General features: G+C 68.0%; 19 protein-coding genes and 2 pseudogenes. 15 read left to right on the top strand and 6 right to left on the bottom strand.

Features of this window, described 5'->3' with window-relative positions; all coding sequences use genetic code 11:
- The first annotated feature begins 55 nt into the window (after positions 1–55).
- Positions 56–934, top strand: a complete 879-nt coding sequence (locus ON33_RS37530) for an alpha/beta hydrolase (protein ID WP_040863898.1) — start codon at positions 56–58, stop codon at positions 932–934.
- Between the two features lie 10 nt (positions 935–944).
- Positions 945–1,955 (top strand): YncE family protein, encoded by a 1,011-nt coding sequence (locus tag ON33_RS37525; RefSeq protein ID WP_051153474.1) that lies wholly within the window; start codon positions 945–947, stop codon positions 1,953–1,955.
- Here the strand turns inward: ON33_RS37525 and mqo are convergent.
- Positions 1,886–3,364: a malate dehydrogenase (quinone) gene (gene mqo, locus ON33_RS37520; RefSeq protein ID WP_051153452.1), complete on the bottom strand. Its 1,479-nt coding sequence runs from the start codon at positions 3,362–3,364 to the stop codon at positions 1,886–1,888. The genes ON33_RS37525 and mqo overlap by 70 nt on opposite strands.
- Before the next feature lie 92 nt (positions 3,365–3,456).
- Between mqo and ON33_RS37515 the strand changes: the two genes are divergently transcribed.
- The gene (locus tag ON33_RS37515) at positions 3,457–4,410 is read left to right on the top strand and encodes a LysR family transcriptional regulator (protein ID WP_051153451.1); all 954 of its coding nucleotides are present in this window, start codon (positions 3,457–3,459) and stop codon (positions 4,408–4,410) included.
- Here ON33_RS37515 and ON33_RS44650 read toward each other — a convergent pair.
- The 4 genes and pseudogenes from ON33_RS44650 to ON33_RS37510 all read right to left on the bottom strand — a co-directional run bounded on the left by ON33_RS44650 (position 4,376) and on the right by ON33_RS37510 (position 5,395).
- Positions 4,376–4,474 carry an FAD-linked oxidase C-terminal domain-containing protein gene (locus tag ON33_RS44650; protein WP_373281090.1) on the bottom strand — a complete coding sequence of 33 codons (99 nt, stop codon included), beginning with the start codon at positions 4,472–4,474 and terminating at the stop codon, positions 4,376–4,378. The two genes, ON33_RS37515 and ON33_RS44650, sit on opposite strands and share 35 nt — an antisense overlap.
- Positions 4,475–4,559: 85 nt before the next feature.
- Positions 4,560–4,718 (bottom strand): annotated as a pseudogene (locus ON33_RS44645) (2-hydroxy-acid oxidase); the annotation flags it as partial.
- A 53-nt stretch (positions 4,719–4,771) separates the two neighbouring features.
- A pseudogene (locus ON33_RS44640) lies at positions 4,772–4,870 on the bottom strand (hypothetical protein); the annotation flags it as partial.
- A 105-nt stretch (positions 4,871–4,975) separates the two neighbouring features.
- Positions 4,976–5,395, bottom strand: coding sequence for an NUDIX hydrolase (locus ON33_RS37510; RefSeq protein ID WP_157184944.1), 420 nt, complete (start codon positions 5,393–5,395; stop codon positions 4,976–4,978).
- A gap of 10 nt (positions 5,396–5,405) precedes the next feature.
- On the opposite strand from ON33_RS37510, the gene ON33_RS37505 reads away from it, so the two are divergent.
- The 9 genes from ON33_RS37505 to ON33_RS37470 all read left to right on the top strand — a co-directional run bounded on the left by ON33_RS37505 (position 5,406) and on the right by ON33_RS37470 (position 13,455).
- A complete protein-coding gene (locus tag ON33_RS37505) occupies positions 5,406–6,320 on the top strand; it encodes an SDR family oxidoreductase (RefSeq protein WP_245551208.1) in 915 nt (304 codons plus the stop codon).
- A gap of 116 nt (positions 6,321–6,436) precedes the next feature.
- Positions 6,437–7,666, top strand: coding sequence for an AAA family ATPase (locus tag ON33_RS37500; protein ID WP_051153449.1), 1,230 nt, complete (start codon positions 6,437–6,439; stop codon positions 7,664–7,666).
- A gap of 26 nt (positions 7,667–7,692) precedes the next feature.
- Positions 7,693–8,667 carry a DUF58 domain-containing protein gene (locus tag ON33_RS37495; protein ID WP_051153448.1) on the top strand — a complete coding sequence of 325 codons (975 nt, stop codon included), beginning with the start codon at positions 7,693–7,695 and terminating at the stop codon, positions 8,665–8,667.
- A gap of 17 nt (positions 8,668–8,684) precedes the next feature.
- Positions 8,685–9,689 carry a VWA domain-containing protein gene (locus ON33_RS37490; protein WP_040863982.1) on the top strand — a complete coding sequence of 335 codons (1,005 nt, stop codon included), beginning with the start codon at positions 8,685–8,687 and terminating at the stop codon, positions 9,687–9,689.
- A gap of 49 nt (positions 9,690–9,738) precedes the next feature.
- Positions 9,739–10,458: a 3-oxoacyl-ACP reductase FabG1 gene (fabG1, locus tag ON33_RS37485; protein ID WP_040863895.1), complete on the top strand. Its 720-nt coding sequence runs from the start codon at positions 9,739–9,741 to the stop codon at positions 10,456–10,458.
- 69 nt (positions 10,459–10,527) lie between these two features.
- Positions 10,528–11,367 carry an NADH-dependent enoyl-ACP reductase InhA gene (inhA, locus tag ON33_RS37480; protein ID WP_040863894.1) on the top strand — a complete coding sequence of 280 codons (840 nt, stop codon included), beginning with the start codon at positions 10,528–10,530 and terminating at the stop codon, positions 11,365–11,367.
- A gap of 114 nt (positions 11,368–11,481) precedes the next feature.
- Positions 11,482–12,489 (top strand): ferrochelatase, encoded by a 1,008-nt coding sequence (locus ON33_RS37475; RefSeq protein ID WP_245551245.1) that lies wholly within the window; start codon positions 11,482–11,484, stop codon positions 12,487–12,489.
- Between the two features lie 10 nt (positions 12,490–12,499).
- Positions 12,500–12,733 carry a hypothetical protein gene (locus ON33_RS42170; RefSeq protein WP_157184943.1) on the top strand — a complete coding sequence of 78 codons (234 nt, stop codon included), beginning with the start codon at positions 12,500–12,502 and terminating at the stop codon, positions 12,731–12,733.
- Positions 12,734–12,855: 122 nt separating this feature from the next.
- Positions 12,856–13,455 (top strand): Rv1363c family protein, encoded by a 600-nt coding sequence (locus ON33_RS37470; RefSeq protein ID WP_157184942.1) that lies wholly within the window; start codon positions 12,856–12,858, stop codon positions 13,453–13,455.
- A 21-nt stretch (positions 13,456–13,476) separates the two neighbouring features.
- On the opposite strand, the gene ON33_RS37465 is transcribed toward ON33_RS37470, so the two are convergent.
- Entirely contained in the window at positions 13,477–14,169 is a 693-nt protein-coding gene (locus tag ON33_RS37465) for a DUF1345 domain-containing protein (protein WP_040863891.1), read from the bottom strand.
- 110 nt (positions 14,170–14,279) lie between these two features.
- Here ON33_RS37465 and msrB point away from each other — a divergent pair, with 110 nt between their 5' ends.
- The 3 genes from msrB (at position 14,280) to ON33_RS37450 (ending at position 16,601) form a co-directional block, all read left to right on the top strand.
- Positions 14,280–14,735 (top strand): peptide-methionine (R)-S-oxide reductase MsrB, encoded by a 456-nt coding sequence (gene msrB / locus ON33_RS37460; protein ID WP_040863890.1) that lies wholly within the window; start codon positions 14,280–14,282, stop codon positions 14,733–14,735.
- A complete protein-coding gene (gene msrA / locus ON33_RS37455) occupies positions 14,732–15,244 on the top strand; it encodes a peptide-methionine (S)-S-oxide reductase MsrA (protein WP_040863889.1) in 513 nt (170 codons plus the stop codon). Before msrB ends, msrA begins: the two co-directional genes overlap by 4 nt.
- 142 nt (positions 15,245–15,386) lie before the next feature.
- Positions 15,387–16,601 carry an FAD-dependent monooxygenase gene (locus ON33_RS37450; RefSeq protein WP_040863888.1) on the top strand — a complete coding sequence of 405 codons (1,215 nt, stop codon included), beginning with the start codon at positions 15,387–15,389 and terminating at the stop codon, positions 16,599–16,601.
- Positions 16,602–16,646 lie beyond the last annotated feature (45 nt).

Here is a 16,646-nt window from a genome sequence, read left to right as displayed (position 1 = left end):
CGTGCCTACCGTCTGTGTCACCGTAAGGCGACGACTTCGAGGACGAGGAAACCAGATGACAGTCAGCACAGTACCGTTCACCTTCACCCGGGACGGGGACCGGCTGGTGGGCACGCTGTATCTGCCGGAGGGAGCACCGGCGGGGGTCGTGGTCACGACGGGGCCGTTGACCTCCGTCAAGGAGCAGGCGGCGGGCGTGTACGCCGAGGCGCTGGCGCGGCGCGGATTCGCGGCGCTCGCCTTCGACCACCGCACCTTCGGCGAGAGTGCGGGCGTGCCAAGGCAATTGGAGGATCCGCTGGGCAAGGCCGCGGACGTCGCGGCGGCGGTGTCGGCCCTGGAGGCCGACGAGCGGTTCGCGGGCAGGACCGTGGCCGCGCTGGGCGTATGCGCCGGCGGCGGGTACATGGCGCGGGCCGTCGCCGAGGATCCGCGCATCCGGGCCTTCGCCGGTGTCGCCGGGGTCTATCCCGATGCCGCGGCCAACCCGGCGGATCCGGCCGTGCTCGAGCGGGGACGCCGCGCCCGGGAACACCGGCTGGCCACCGGCGAGACCGAGACCATCCCGGCCGTGGCGGCCGACAACGGAGATGTGGCCATGCCGCTGAGCGAGGCGTTCGAGTACTACGGCACTCCGCGCGGCGCGGTCCCCAATTACACGAATGGTTTCGCGATCGAATCCTTCGAGCACACGGCCGGTTTCGATGCCCAGGAGGCCGCCGCGCGACTGGCGGTTCCGTTCCTGCTCGTCCACTCCGAGAACGCGCTGGTCCCGCCGTGGGCCCGCACGTTCTATGCTGCGGTGGCATCCCCGAAATCGGAGTTGTGGCTGGACTCGGTCGGTCAGATCGATTTCTACGACGATCCCCGCCTGATCGAGCCCGCCGCCGACGCGGCCGCCGCGCTGTTCCGCGACGTCTGCCGAGTCCCATGAGGTGAGCTGGATGTGGACGAGACGCGCGGGCTGGGGGCTGGCCGGGCTGGTCTTGGTCGCGGCCTGCGGCTCCGGGCCGGCCACCACCGGCGGGCCGCTGCCGCTGCGCAAGGTCTCGGAGCTCGCCCTCCCGGGCGGCTCTTCCCGATTCGATTACGCGAGTCTGGATTCCGGGCGCGGGCTGATGTTCCTCGCTCACATGGGGTCCGGTCAGATCGTGGAGGCCGATGTTCGCGCGCACACCGTGCTGCGCACGATCGGCGATACCCCCGATGTGCACGGGGTGCTGGTGGTGCCGGAGAAGCACCGCGTGTACGCGACGGTGACCGGTCGTGACCAGCTCATGGCGCTCGACGAGGACAGCGGTGCGGTGCTGTTCACCGCTCCGACCGGCAACTACCCCGACGGCCTGGCCTACGACCCGGTACGGAACGCGGTGTGGACCACCAATGAGCGGGCGGGCAGCGAGACCGTCGCCGACGCGGACACCGGAATCGTCCGTGGCACGGTGACTCTGGGCGGTGAGGTCGGCAATGTCGTCTACGACGCCGCCATCGATCGGATGGTGGTCGCGGTCCAGGGGCGCGACGAGCTCGCCGTTCTCACGCCGGATTCCCTGACCGTCACCGACCGGATCCCCGCACCCGGATGCTCCGGGCCGCACGGCCAGGCCCTCGATGCGAGCGGGCAGATCATGTACGTCGGCTGCGAGGACAATGCCACGCTGATCACCGTGGATCTCGCGAAACACGCGGTGACCGACCACAACAGTGTGGGAGAGACGCCCGATGTCCTCGCCTACGACCCGGGTCCGCAACGGGTGTACGTGGCGAGTGAGAGCGGCTGGGTGAGCGTCTTCGATCGGCGGGACGGACATCCGGTGCCCGCGGGCGCCGGGCACCTCGCGGATGGCGCGCACATCGTGGTCGTCGATCCCGCTGATCATCACAGCTACTTCCCGATCGCGACCGGGACGTCGGGCAGCGGGCCCGCGCTCTGGGAGTTCGAGCCACCGGCGTAGCCCGGCATGAGCTGCCGCAAAGCCGGCTCCCAGTGCGAATGCTGCTGCGGGAAGCACCGATCCAGCAGGTCGGCCATGATGGCGGGCGCGGTCGAGGCGCCGGGCGACGCGCCCAGCAGTCCCGCGATGGTGCCGTCCGCGCCGGTGACGAGCTCGGTGCCCATGGTCAGGACGCCGAGGCCGTGCGGGTCGGGTTTGACCAGCTGAGCGCGCTGACCGGCCTGTACCAGGTACCAGTCGGCGGGGTCGGCCTCGGGGTAGAAGCGTTGCAGCTGTGCGAATTTGCGGCGGCGGGTCGAGAGCAGTTCGCGAATCAGATAGCGCACCAACGGGAGATTCCGGAGGCCCGCCGCGAGCAGTACCACGGTATTCGTGAGCCGCAGCGTGGTGAACAGGTCGGTGAGCCTGCCGTGCTTGAGCAGCCGCGTGCTGAACGTCGCGTACGGGCCGAACAGCAGCGACGGTTCACCGTCGACGATGCGCTTGTCCAGGTGTGGCACCGACATCGGGGGCGCGCCGACCGGGGCCTGGCTGTAGACCTTCGCCTCGTGCCGGGCCACGACCTCCGGATTGTCGGTGCGCAGGAACTGCGCGCCGACCGGAAACACCCCGTACCCGCGGACCTCGGGAATGCGGGCCTTCTGCAGCAGCTTCAGGGCGTACCCGCCCGCACCGACGAACACGAAGCGCGCGCGGATGGCGAAGCGCTGCCCGGTGCTCCGATCGCGCCCGGTCACCGTCCACACGCCGTCGTCATCGCGCCGCAGTCCGGTGACCTCGTGGCCGGTGAGCACTCGAGCGCCCGCGCCGGTCATGGCCTCCACCAGGGATCCGGTCAACGCTCCGAAATCGACATCGGTCCCGCCCCCGAATCGGGTGGCCGCCACTGGCTCGCCCGGCGCGCGTCCGGTCATGAGCAGGGGAGCCCAGCGCTCGATCGTCGCCGGATCCTCGGTGTACTCCATCGCCGAGAACGCGGGCAGTCTCCGCAACGACTCGAACCGCCGGCGCAGATACGTGACATCCCGGTCGCCGAACACCACATCCATATGCGGCGTCCCGGTGACGAAGGTGGTGTCGGTCAGCACACCGCGCTCGGCCAACCCGGCCCACAGTTGCCGCGAGAGCGCGAACAGGGAGGCCAACTCGGCCGGCTTGCCCGGGTCGTCCGCATCCGGCATGTAGTTGAGTTCGCAGAACCCCGAGTGTCCGGTGCCCGCGTTGTTCCACGGATCGGAACTCTCCGCCGCGACCCGATCGAGTCGTTCCAGCAGGGCGATCGACCAATCCGGTTGCAGCGTCGCGATCATCGCGCCGAGCGTGGCGGACATGATGCCGCCCCCGATCAGTGCGACATCGAGAATCTCTGTCTCCGTGTGGGATTCGGTGATGGTGGGGTGCGCGTCCATCTGACTGACCTCCTCGGCTCCTGATATCACCCATCGTCACGCCGCGACCATTGATCCGTCCAATGTGCATTCCGGGAGGTTATGATCCAAATATGGATGAATTGCCGTCCTCGCAGGTGGAGGCCCTCATTCCGCTGCTCGCGGCCTTCGATGCGGCCGCGGCCGAGGGGCACATCACCCGCGCGGCGCAGCGTCTCGGCGTGCCGCAGTCGTCGCTGAGCCGCAGGTTGAGGGCGGTCGAGCAGGCCGTCGGGGTGAAGTTGTTCCAACCGGTCGGTCGCCGCGTCGCCCTCACCGCCGCCGGCCAGGACCTGTTCGACCGCACGCGCGGATTGGTGCAGGCCCTCGGTGACGCGGTCGACGTGGTCCGCAGCGACGCCGACCCGGACAGCGGCCTGGTCCGCTTCGGTTTCCCGTTCACGCTCGGCCCGGTCAGTATCCCGTCGCTCTTGGCCGGCTTCCATGCCGGCGCGCCCCGCATCCGCCTGCACCTGGTCCAGGCGCACGGCAGCGCCCTGGCGGACATGGTGCGCGATGGCCGCCTCGACCTGGCTGTCACCATCCCGGCGCCCGATGATCTGCCCGCGATCATCCTGGGGTTCCAGCATCTGCACCTCTATGTCGCGAGCACCCATCCGCTCGCGACCCGCGGTGCGGTCGACCTCGCCGAACTCGCGGGCGAGGCGTTCATCGCGAACCCGCCGACCTACCATCTGCGCCGCCTCGTCGACTCCTGGTGCGCGGAGGCCGGATTCATTCCGAAGGTCGGTTTCGAGATCACCGAGTTCGAAACCCTGCGCGCCCTGGTCGCCCAGAACCTCGGCGTCGCGATACTCCCGGCCCCGGAGACCCCGCACCCCGGCCTCATCCGGGTGCCGCTGACCGGAGAGCGTGAACGCAGCATCGGCCTGGTCTCGGGGAATCACCGTCCCACGCCGGCCGTGGCTCGGCTACGCGATCATGTCGCGGCGCACGCCATGTCGTATCTCGGGCACGCGGGCGGCGGCGACGTCACTCGCCGTGCGGAACCGGATCGCCAGGGCTGAAATCCAGCACCTTCCCGGGGTTGAACATGCCGTGTGGATCGAGCGCCCGCTTCACCGCCACCATGAGATCCACCGCGGCCCGGTGCTCCCCGCGCTAGGTACTTCTTCCTGGCCAGCCCGATTCCGTGCTCACCGATGGCGGTACCGCCGACCTCGAGCCCATGCCGCACCACCAGATCCGAGAACTGCTGCGCCGCCTGGTATTCGGCCTCGGTGTAGGGAACGATCGTGTGGACGTTCCCGTCCCCGATGCCCCGCGACCGTGATGCCGAGCCCGAGTTCGGCTCCAGCCGGATCGCGGTGTCCACGGCCCCCGCGATCCGCGAATCAGCTCGTCACCCCGGGACAGCAGATGCCATTCCAGGCTGGTCCCGGCCCCGCGCGCGATCAGCGGCGTGCGCTGTCCACGGGCCCAGTCGACCACGGTCACCACATCCTCGGTGGTGACCGGGTAGACCACGCCGCGCGGCCGCTGACCCGCCCGGCCGGTCTCGTCGACTGTGAATTGATCGAGGACCACGGGACGAGTGTCGATCTCGAAGATGTGGTCCTCCGCGAAGAGTTGCTACTCCTGGTAGGTCATGAGAATACGGCGGATCGACGGGGTGACCGGAAGATCACCCCTGAGCGGAACCCATCGGTATTCGGCGTAATTGGTGACCCGCACCGGCCCCGTGCTCTCCACCTCGGCGACGAAATGCTCTCTGCGGACCGGCTTTCCGGCACCGGAGAGGTAGTCGAAGCTACCGAGATGCCGCACCACGTCGACCACCGCGAGCCCGGTCTCCTCGTGGACCGCGCGCACCACCGCGCCGGCCAGCGACTCGCCCGGGCGCACCACGGTCCCCGGTAGGTGCAGCGGGCTGCGTCCTTCGACGTGCTCCTCGTGCTCGAGCATCAGCACCGCGTCATTGTGTTCGACCACCACCCCCACCCGTAGCGCGACCCCGTCGGCGGTAGCCCGCTCCCGGAGTTGTTCCAGCACCGTCTCGCCGATGGATTGCCTGGGCGAAACCTCGAAATCCCACACTGCACACCACATCCCGTATCACCGGACACCGTCGACCGACACAGACAACGCTACCGGCGGAGAAACGGTCGGCGGCAGAGACATTCGCAAGATTAGACGCATCTCCGCCGAACCGATCCGAGCTCAGGAAACTTTCTGGTGTCGATCGGGTCGACGCGGCCGGCCGATGGAAAGCTGGGGCTGTGCCCGCCTACGAGAGGAGTCGCCGATGAAGGTATTCCAGATCGGAGCGGCCGGTGGCATCGGACGCCGCCTGTCGACGCTGCTGACCGCGCGCGGTGACGAGGTCACCGGAATGCACCGTGATCCCGGCCAGGCCGATGTCATCGCCGCGACCGGGGCGACGCCTGTCCTCGGCGACCTCATCACGGATTCGGTCGACGATCTCGCCGCGAAATTCCGGGGCCACGACGCCATCGTCTTCTCCGCGGGCGCGCACGGCACCGGCATGGACCGGACCTCGCTCATCGACGGCAGGGGGCTGGAAAAATCCGCCGATGCCGCCCGCTTCGCTGGAGTTGCCCGTTTTGTCCTGGTTTCTGTGTTCCCCGACGCGGGCCGCGATCGCGAAACCACGCCCGGGTTCGAGCACTACATGCGCGTGAAGAAAATGGCCGACGCCTACCTCGTCGCCACCGATCTCGACTGGCTCATCGTGCGTCCCGGCACGCTGCGCAACGAACCCGGAAACGGCCTGGTCGCAGCCGGACTCGCGATCGAATACGGCGATGTCCGCCGGGACGATGTCGCAGCCTTCATCGACGTCGCCCTGCACCGCCCGGCCCTGAACCGGATGATCATCGAACTGACCGGCGGTCACACGCCCGTCGCCGACGCCGTCGAACTGGTACTCGACCACGCCACCACGGCCAGGAAATAGCCGAAAGCCACATTTCACGACTGAAATTCGCGCCGCGATCACGGCCGGGTGCGGCAATTGTGCGAGATACCTGGAATAGTTGGGGCGGAACGCACAGGACCAAGGCGAAAGCGGGGATGTTGGTGACTTCGACTGACGGTGTGAGCGGGGTAAGCACGGTGAAGGATGCGCCGCCCTCGCCTTCGAACACCCTCGAGCGCGATGTCCAGACCCTGGAGAAGGCGATCTACGAAGTCAAACGGGTGATCGTCGGTCAGGATCGGCTGGTCGAGCGGCTGTTGGTCGGAGTACTCGCCAAGGGGCACGTGCTGCTGGAGGGCGTGCCGGGTATCGCCAAGACCCTGGCCGTGGAGACCTTCGCGAACGTGGTGGGCGGCAGCTTCTCCCGCGTGCAGTTCACCCCCGACCTGGTGCCCACCGACCTCGTGGGTACCCGCATCTACCGGCAGGGCCGCGAGGAGTTCGACACCGAGCTGGGCCCGGTCGTCGCGAACTTCGTGCTCGCCGACGAGATCAACCGCGCGCCCGCCAAGGTGCAGTCCGCGCTGCTCGAAGTGATGGCCGAGCGGCACGTGTCCATCGGCGGCAAGACCTACCCGATGCCGAACCCGTTCCTCGTCATGGCGACCCAGAACCCGATCGAGTCGGAGGGCGTGTACCCGCTGCCCGAGGCGCAGCGCGACCGCTTCCTGTTCAAGGTCGTCGTGGACTACCCCTCCGTCGAGGAGGAGCGCGAGATCATCTACCGGATGGGCGTCACCCCGCCGGAGGCCAAGCGGGTGCTCGACCCGGCCGAGCTGGTCCGGCTGCAGAACGTCGCCGCCAACACCTTCGTGCACCACGCGCTGGTCGACTACGTGGTCCGCGTGATCGCCGCGACCCGCAAGCCGGCCGACTTCGGCATGCAGGATGTGGCGGGCTGGATCGCCTACGGCGCCTCGCCGCGCGCCTCGCTGGGCATCATCGCCGCCGCCCGCGCGGTCGCGCTGATCCGCGGCCGCGACTACGTGGTCCCGCAGGATGTCGTCGAGGTGATCCCGGACGTGCTGCGTCACCGTCTGGTGCTGTCCTACGACGCCCTGGCCGACGAGGTCAGCCCGGACGATGTGATCAAGCGCGTGCTGCAGACCGTCGGCCTGCCCCAGGTCGCCGCCCAGGCCAACGCCCCGGCCGCGCCCGTCCCGGCAGCGCCGATGCCCGCCCCGGCCCAGCCGGCGATGGGCCCGCACGGCGGCCCGCAGCAGCCCGGCGTGCCCGCCCAGGGCATTCCGCAGCCGCCGCAGGGTATTCCGCAGCCGCCCAACGGTCATGTGCCCGGAGTCTCCGGTCAGCCGCAGCCGAAGTGAGGCCGGTCTCGGAATCGATTGCGCCCGTGACGATCTCACCTCCCAGCGGCTCCACGCACGCCCCGCCCTCGTTCCGGCAGGGGCAACTGACCGACCCGCGGTTGTCGGCGGCGTTGAAGACGCTCGAACTCACCGTGCGCCGGCGCCTGGACGGCGTACTGCACGGTGACCACCTGGGCCTGATCCCCGGACCCGGCTCCGAACCCGGCGACGCCCGCATGTATCAGCCGGGCGACGATGTGCGGCAGATGGACTGGTCGGTCACCGCCCGCACCACCCATCCGCACGTGCGGCAGATGATCGCCGACCGCGAGCTGGAGACCTGGCTGGTCATCGACCTGTCGGCCAGTGTCGACTTCGGTACCGCGCTGTGCGAGAAACGGGATCTGGTGGTCGCCGCGGCGGCCGCGGTCACGCATCTGACCAGCGGCGGCGGCAACCGGATCGGCGCGGTGGTGGCCAATGGCCAGCAGCTGATCCGCATTCCGGCCCGCAGCGGCCGCGTGCACGAGCAGGCGATGCTGCGCAGGATCGCGACCACGCCGCACGCCGCCGACGGGGTGCGCGGCGATCTGCGCGAGGCCATCGAGGCCCTGCGCCGCCCGCAGCGCAAACGCGGCCTGGCCGTGGTCATCTCCGATTTCCTCGGCGATATCGACTGGCAGCGTTCGCTGCGCGCCATCTCCGGCCGCCACGATCTGCTCGGCGTCGAGGTGCTCGACCCGCGCGATCTGGAGCTGCCGGATGTCGGCGATGTGGTCCTGCACGATCCGGAATCGGGCCGGACCCGGGAATTCAGTGTGACCCCCACGCTCCGCGCCGATTTCGCGCGCGCCGCGCAGCGTCATCGGGAGCAGGTCGAGTCGGCGCTGCGCAGCTGCGGCGCGCCCGTGATGACCCTGCGCACCGACCGTGACTGGATCGCGGACGTGGTGAGATTCGTGTCGACCCGGCGCCACACCTTCGGCGCCCCGACTGCCGGGCGGGTGCCGCGACAGTGAGCATTGGCAATGTCACTTTGAGCCTTTCGCATTTCACGGCGCAGTACTGGCTGGGGTTCCTGGCCGTGCTGGCCGCGATCGCGTTGATCTACATCCTGATCCAGCAGCGGCGGCGAAAGCACATGCTGCGCTTCGCCAATATGGATCTGCTGGAGAAGGTCGCACCCTCGCAGCCCAAGCCGTGGCGTCACATTCCGGTGGCGCTGACCCTGGTGGGCCTGATCTTCCTGACCTTCGCGGCCGCGGGCCCGACCGCGGCGAAGAAGGTGCCGCGCAACCGGGCCACGGTCATCCTGGTGATCGATGTGTCGCTGTCCATGGAGGCGACCGACGTGCCGCCGAGCCGGATCCAGGTGGCGAAGAAGGCCGCGAAGGAGTTCGCGGACAACCTCACCCCCGGTATCAACCTGGGCCTGGTCACCTTCGCGGGTACCGCGTCGGTGCAGGTGTCGCCGACGACCAACCGGGAAGCGGTCAAGGCGGCCATCGACAATATGAAGCTGGCCGAACGCACTGCCACCGGTGAGGGCATTCTCACCGCCCTGCAGTCGATCGACACGCTGGCGTCGGTGCTGGGCGGGGCGGAGAAGCCGCCGCCGGCGCAGATCGTGATGATGTCGGACGGTAAGCAGACCGTGCCGGACGACAAGGACGTCGAAAACCCTCGCCACGGCTTCACCGCCGCGCGTCTGGCGAAGGAGAAAGGCGTTCCGGTGTCGACGATTTCCTTCGGCACCACCTGGGGCACCGTCGAGATTCCGGATCAGGACGGCAAGGGTTCGCAGCGGGTGCGGGTGCCGGTGGACGACGATTCGCTGCGCGAGATCGCGAAGTTGTCCGGCGGCGAGTTCTTCACCGCCTCCACGCTGGAGGAACTCAAGAACGTCTACGGCCATTTGGAAGAGCAGATCGGCTACGAGACCACCATGGGCGACGCCAGCCGCCCGTGGCTGTTGCTCGGCCTGCTGGTGACCGCCGGTGGCGTGCTCACCGCCCTGCTCTATCGTCAGCGTCTGCCGTAAATCGGTACCGCGCGCCGAGTCCCGAACACGAACAGATAGGTTTGCCCTTATGTCGAACATCACATCCCGATCGGTACTGGTGACCGGCGGTAACCGCGGCATCGGTCTCGCGGTTGCTCAGCGCCTGCTCGCCGACGGACACAAGGTCGCCGTCACCCACCGTGGGTCCGGTGCGCCAGAGGGTCTTTTCGGTGTGAAATGCGATGTGACCGATAGTGAGTCGGTCGATCGGGCGTTCTCCGAGGTGGAGGCGCACCAGGGTCCGGTCGAGGTCGTCGTCGCGAATGCGGGCATCGTGGACAATGTCCTGTTCATGCGCATGAGCGAGGAGTCGTTCTCGAAGGTCATCGATGCCAACCTGACCGGTGCGTGGCGAGTCGCCCAGCGCGCCAATCGCAATATGCTCAAGAACCGCTTCGGCCGCATCGTCTTCCTCGGCTCGGTGGTCGGCCAGATGGGTTCGCCCGCACAGGTCAGCTACGCGGCGTCGAAGTCCGGTCTGGTCGGTATGGCGCGCGCCATCACCCGTGAGGTCGGCAAACGCAACATCACCGCGAACGTGGTCGCGCCCGGTCTGATCGACACCGACATGACCCGCGAGGACATGACCGAGGAGATGCGCAAGTCCGTGCTCGACTTCATCCCCGCGGGCCGCATGGGCCAGGTCGAGGATGTCGCGGCGGCGATCAGCTTCCTCGTCTCCGACGACGCCTCCTACATCTCCGGCGCAATCATCCCCGTCGACGGCGGAATGGGCATGGGCCACTGAGCTTTCCGCTCAGGCTCGACCCGGACCCCTCCACCCCGGCACTTTTCAAAGAGGAGAACCGACCACCCCATGGCTGGATTGCTCGAAGGCAAGACCGTCCTCATCACCGGCATCATCACCGATTCCTCCATCGCCTTCCACGCGGCCGCGGTCGCACAGGAGCAGGGCGCGAAGGTGATCATCACCGGCATCCCGGAGCGGCTTCGGCTCATCGACCGCATCGCCAAGCGCCTGCCGCAGGAGGTGCCGCCGGCCATCGGCCTGGACGTCACCAGCGAAGAGGATCTGGCCGTGCTGCCGGAGAAGCTGCGTGAGCTGGCGCCCGAGGGCATCGACGGCGTGCTGCACTCGATCGCGTTCGCACCCAAGACCCTGATGGGTCCCGACGCCGTGGCGTTCCTGGACGGCCCGGGCCCGGATGCCGCCAAGGCGTTCGAGATCTCCGCTTGGTCCTATGCCTCGCTGGCCCGCGCGGTGCTGCCCGCCATGAACGAGGGCGGCTCGATCGTGGGCATGGACTTCGACCCGCGCACCGCCATGCCGTACTACAACTGGATGGGCGTGGCCAAGGCCGCGCTGGAGTCGGTGAACCGCTATGTGGCGCGGGAAGTCGGCAATGCCAAGAAGATCCGGTCCAACCTGATCGCGGCCGGCCCGATCAAGACCCTCGCCGCCAAGGCCATCGCCGGCACCGCCACCGATGACGCCAAGCAGCTGAACATGCTCAACGAGTACTGGGACGGCGCGTCCCCGATCGGCTGGGACGTCGACGACCCGACCGTGGTGGCCAAGTCCATCGTGGCCATGCTGTCGGACTGGCTGCCGGGCACCACCGGTTCGATCATCTACGTCGACGGTGGCGCCAGCCACAACACCTGGTTCCCGGAAGCCGGTTTCGGCGCCAACTGATCCGGAAACGGTTCGAGTACAAGGAGGAGAGCGGTGGCCGCGGAGCCCACGGCTCGTGAAGTGGACGCCCTGCTACTGCTGTCCTTCGGCGGTCCCGAGCGCCCCGAGGACGTGATGCCGTTCCTGGAGAACGTCACTCGGGGGCGGGGCGTGCCGCCGGAGCGTCTCGCCGAAGTCGCACAGCACTACCTGCACTTCGGCGGGGTATCGCCGATCAATGCCCTGAACCTGGACATCATCAAGGCCATCGAGGCCGAATTCGCCACGCGCGGTATCGATCTGCCGGTGTACTTCGGCAACCGCAACTGGCATCCGATGGTCGAGGAGACCGTCGCGCGCATGCGCGCCGACGGTGTCCGGTCGGCGCTGGTGTTCCCGACCTCGGCATGGGGCGGGTACTCCGGCTGTCTGCAGTACCACGAGGACATCGTGCGGGCCCGGACCGCGGTCGCCGATGCGCCCGAATTGGTGAAGCTGCGCCAGTATTTCGACCATCCGCTGTTCATCGGCACTTTCGCGGATTCGATCCGCGCGGCCGTCGCGGAGCTGCCCGAGGACAAGCGCGCTTCGGCCCGCCTGGTCTTCACCGCGCACTCGGTGCCGGTCTCGGCCGATGTCGCCTCCGGGCCGCCCGCCGAACAGCGCCTCTACAGTCGTCAGGTCGCCGAGGCGGCCCGATTGTGCGCCGCCGCAACCGGATTCGACGACTACGACCTGGTGTGGCAGTCGCGCTCCGGCCCGCCGCAGATCCCGTGGCTGGACCCCGATATCGTCGACCACCTCGACGCCCTCGCCGAGCGCGGCGTGGACGCGGTCGTGGTGTGCCCGGTCGGATTCGTCTCCGACCACCTCGAGGTCATCTGGGACCTGGACAACGAGGCGAAAGAGCGGGCCGCCGAACTCGGGATGGCTTTCGCCCGCGCCGCCACCCCCGGTCCGGACCCGCGCTATGCCCAGATGGTCGCCGACCTGGTGGACGAATACCGCACTGCCGCCGCCCCGGCCCGCCTGAGCGACATCACCGCTCTGGGCTGCACGGTCAACGGTGCGCCGTGCGTCGTCGGCTGCTGCGCGCTCCCGCCCCGCCGCCCCGCGGTGGCACCGGCGGCCGCCGAATTGTAGTGTCGCCCAGGTGACTACACCCGGACGCGGAACCCCGCAACGCCGTCAACCCGCCTCGAGCGCTGCCGCTGCCCGCAAGCAGCGCACCTTCGGCCCGCCGGACATGTTCGTCTGGGCGCCCGTGCTGACGCTGTTCCTCGCCGCCGGCATCGTCGGCACCATCGGCCAGTCCATCGGCTTCGCCGCCGCCTTCGTCGGCGTCGCGGTGGTCATGCTCGTCGCGGATATGTGGTTCAACCGCTGACGCGGCACGTTCGAAGGAGGGGGAGAGATATGTCCGCGCCTACGTCCGGATCCGATTCCGCGGAATCCGAGGCACAGTCGATTCCGCCGGCGGCGCAGCCGGTTCCGAGCGCGCCACCGGCGGTGTCGGCGCCCTACTTCCCGCCGCCCGTTCCGCCGCAGTATCACTATGGTCCGCCGCAACCGGTGCCGCCGCGGCGCAGCGTGGTGCCGCTGGTGATCGCGAGCGCGCTGGCGGCGCTGGGTATCGCGGGTACCGTCGCCGGATTCCTGCTCTATTCGAATGAGCGCTCCACGGCGAACGAACTGAGCCAACAGGTTTCGACCACGGGCACCGGTTCGGATGCGCAGCGGACGGCGGCGCTGCAGGCAGCGTGTGACTTTGCGTCGCTGATGGGCACCTACGACTACACGAAACTGGATCAGGACTTCTCGGCGGTGCTGAACGCGAGCACCGGATCATTCCATCAGACCTTCTCGGACACGATCGGCAGTATGAAGGACGTGATGGTCAGAAGTCAGGTCCGGAACACTGTTTCCGACACCCATTGCGGACTGGTGTCGTTCACCGGCCACACCGCGCAGGTCGTCGTGGTCGCGAAGCAGACCACGACCAATGTGCAGAGCAGCGATCCTCGCGACGTAATGCTGAGTATGTCGATGACGGTCGAGGAGCAAGCCGATGGCAAGTGGCTGATCAGCGATGTGTCGATGCTGAAGTGAGTTCGACGGCCCGGTCGATCGTCACTTCAGGACATTCACCGCGCGGGCGATGACCAGGCTCACGGTGACGAGCGAGATCGCCGACTGCACCAACATCAGCGTTTTGGCCCAGCGGGACATCGGCATCACATCCGTCGGGCTGAACGCGGTGGCGTTGGTGAACGACAGATACAGGTAATCCGGAAATTGCGGCTCCCAATCGGGATGCGTGAGTGACGGATTCTGCATCTGCACCCAGAGGAAATCGGGATAGGGCTGGCGGGCGTGGGCTCGGGCGGCCGGGCCGCCGCGATCCAAATCCCAATACCAGAGCGCGAATACGAGCACGTTGGTGAGCCAGATCGAGCCGCCGGAGGCCAGAAGGCCCGCTGGGTTATCGCTGACCGTGCCATTGATCAGTGCCTGCACCAGGCGGTACACCGACCACACCATGGCGAATCCGAGCACCGCCATCAGCAGCAGACTGAATCGCCGCAAACGTACGTCGTCGCGGTCCAGCCGGACCGGACTGCTGACCATCAAGATGGCGAGCAGTAGCAGTCCGATTCCCGGTACCACCCAGCCAGGTCCGACCACGAACTGTCTCGGCAGATAGAGCTGCAGGATCAGAATCCCCATGATGGCCGCCGTGGCGGCCCATCGCGATTCCCCGGCCGTACGCCGGGCCCACGCGGGTACCTGGTCGTCGTCGGTATCGTCCCCGGGCGCGTTCACCTGGTGAGTATGCCCCGGCGGCCAATCGTGACAGAAGTATGACGCGGGGTTGAGGGCGGACTTTCGAGCGGGCAGGGTGGGTTGTAGCTGAGGCCGATCAAGGAGGTCATGTGACACGGGAGTACAACCGGAATCCGGCGGCTGTGGCCGCGCTGTCGCCTGAGCAGTATCACGTCACGCAGGAGAACGGGACCGAGCGGGCGTTCACGGGCGAGTACTGGGCCAACCACGAGCCTGGTATCTATGTGGATGTGGTGTCCGGTGAGCCGTTGTTCGCGTCGACGGACAAGTTCGAGAGCGGATCGGGCTGGCCGAGTTTCACCAGGCCGATCGACTCGGGCAATGTCGTCGAGAAGCGGGATCTGAGTCATTTCATGATCCGGACCGAGGTGCGCTCGGCGCACGGTGACAGCCATCTGGGCCATGTGTTCACCGATGGGCCGCGGGATGCGGGCGGGCTGCGCTACTGCATCAACTCGGCGTCGCTGCGGTTCATCCATCTCGACCAGCTCGAGGCTGAAGGCTACGGGCAGTACAAGTCTCTGTTCACGAAGGAGGAAGCGTGACCGACACACGAACCGCGATTCTGGCCGGCGGATGCTTCTGGGGCATGCAGGATCTCATCCGGAAGCAGCCGGGCGTGCTGTCGACCCGGGTGGGCTACACGGGTGGCAGCAATGACAACCCGAACTACCGCAATCACCCCGGGCACGCGGAGGCGGTGGAGATCGTCTATGACCCGGCGCGGACGGATTACCGTGCGCTGCTGGAGTTCTTCTTCCAGATCCACGATCCGAGCACCAAGGACCGTCAGGGCAATGACATCGGGTCGAGCTACCGCTCCGCGGTCTTCTATCTGGACGACGAGCAGAAGCGGGTCGCGGAGGACACCATCGCCGACGTCGACGCCTCGGGCCTGTGGCCGGGCAAGGTGGTCACCGAGGTGACCCCGGCGAGCACGTTCTGGGAGGCCGAGCCGGAGCATCAGGACTACCTGGAGCGCTACCCGAACGGCTACACCTGCCACTTCCCTCGGCCGGGCTGGAAGCTGCCGAAGCGGCAGGCCACGGCGTAGATCCGAGCGGGCCTCATCGGGGCTTCTCCCCGGTGAGGCCCCTTTTTGTCGCACAAACTAGTTGCGTGGAGACTAGTTGCGTCGATACTATCGCTGCAGGCGGTCGCGTGGGTGATCGAAGGATTCGCGGAAGGCGATAGTCATGAACGGCATCAAGAAGGCACTGATCATCGGCGGCGGCATCGCGGGCCCGGTGACCGCGCTGGCTCTGCGGAAGGCCGGCATCGAGGCGACGGTGTACGAGGCGTATCCGGCGGCGGCCGACACGGGGGCGATGCTCACCGTCGCGCCGAACGGTCTCGCGGCACTGGGGATCATCGGCGCGGACAAGCTGGTGGAGGCCGCCGGGCATCCGCTGCACAGCATGGTGATGGAAACCGGGACGGGCCGCACGCTGATGCGGGTCGACGCGCTGCCCGGTCTGCCGCCGAGCTGCACCATGCTGCGCTCGGACCTGTTCCGGGTGCTGCACGACCACGCGGTCGCCAACGGCATCACCATCGAGCACGGCAAGCGACTGGTCGACATCGAGCAGACCGAGACGGGGGTGATCGCCCAATTCGAGGACGGCACCACCGCTTGCGGCGACATCCTGATCGGCGCGGACGGCATCCACTCCACCGTGCGCACCCTCATCGACCCGCAGGCCCCGGACCCTGAATACACCGGCCTGATGAGCTTCGGCTTCGGCGAATTCACCCCGGACGGAAGGCTTTCCGACGGCGGTGCGGGCGATATCGAGGCCATGCACTTCGCCTTCGGCAAGCGCGCCTTCTACGGTTACTGGCGGCAGCCCGACGGCAAGCATGTCTTCTTCAGCAACTTCCCGCAGAAACAGCCCATGACCCTCGCCGAGGCCAAGGCCGTGCCCGCCGAGGACTGGCTGGCCGAGCTGCGCGCCGCCCACGTCGGCGACACCCCCGGCGAACAGCTGTTCGCCGAGGCCGGCGTCGACGACATGATCATCACCGGCCCGATGGAGCGGATGCCCCACGTGCCCAACTGGTTCCGTGGCCGCGCCGTCCTGGTCGGCGACGCCGTGCACGCCCCGTCCTCCAGCTCCGGCCAGGGTGCGTCCCTGGCCATCGAGTCGGCGATCGAGCTGGCCCGCTGCCTGCGCGACATCCCGGACCCGGTAGCGGCTTTCGCGGCCTACGAGAGCCTGCGCCGCCCCCGCGTCGAGAAAATCTCGGACAATGCGGCGAAGACCAACAACGGCAAGACCTCCGGCCCGGTCGCCAAGGCCCTCTTCGGCCTCATGATGCCGATCGCCACCCGCACCTTCCTCGAGCCGGAGAAGATGTTCGGGCCCGTCCACCGCTTCGTCATCGACTGGGACCGGCCGGTCGATGCCTGAGCTGGCCCGCGGGGTCCGCGCCGTCGCGGGCCTTCGGCGTTCCAT

This window comes from Nocardia niigatensis NBRC 100131 (assembly GCF_000308655.1).
In the GTDB taxonomy this organism is placed as follows: Bacteria; Actinomycetota; Actinomycetes; order Mycobacteriales; family Mycobacteriaceae; genus Nocardia; species Nocardia niigatensis.
This window is presented reverse-complemented; position numbering and strand designations above follow the sequence as displayed.

Coding starts and splice junctions, on each gene's coding strand:
- ON33_RS37450 (WP_040863888.1), top strand. CDS start 15,387: ATGAACGGCATCAAGAAGGCACTGATCATCGGCGGCGGCATCGCGGGC.
- ON33_RS37530 (WP_040863898.1), top strand. CDS start 56: ATGACAGTCAGCACAGTACCGTTCACCTTCACCCGGGACGGGGACCGG.
- mqo (WP_051153452.1), bottom strand. CDS start 3,364: ATGGACGCGCACCCCACCATCACCGAATCCCACACGGAGACAGAGATT.
- fabG1 (WP_040863895.1), top strand. CDS start 9,739: ATGTCGAACATCACATCCCGATCGGTACTGGTGACCGGCGGTAACCGC.
- ON33_RS37525 (WP_051153474.1), top strand. CDS start 945: ATGTGGACGAGACGCGCGGGCTGGGGGCTGGCCGGGCTGGTCTTGGTC.
- ON33_RS37505 (WP_245551208.1), top strand. CDS start 5,406: ATGGATTGCCTGGGCGAAACCTCGAAATCCCACACTGCACACCACATC.
- ON33_RS37475 (WP_245551245.1), top strand. CDS start 11,482: ATGCCGTTCCTGGAGAACGTCACTCGGGGGCGGGGCGTGCCGCCGGAG.
- ON33_RS37500 (WP_051153449.1), top strand. CDS start 6,437: ATGTTGGTGACTTCGACTGACGGTGTGAGCGGGGTAAGCACGGTGAAG.
- ON33_RS37515 (WP_051153451.1), top strand. CDS start 3,457: ATGGATGAATTGCCGTCCTCGCAGGTGGAGGCCCTCATTCCGCTGCTC.
- ON33_RS44650 (WP_373281090.1), bottom strand. CDS start 4,474: ATGGTGGCGGTGAAGCGGGCGCTCGATCCACACGGCATGTTCAACCCC.
- inhA (WP_040863894.1), top strand. CDS start 10,528: ATGGCTGGATTGCTCGAAGGCAAGACCGTCCTCATCACCGGCATCATC.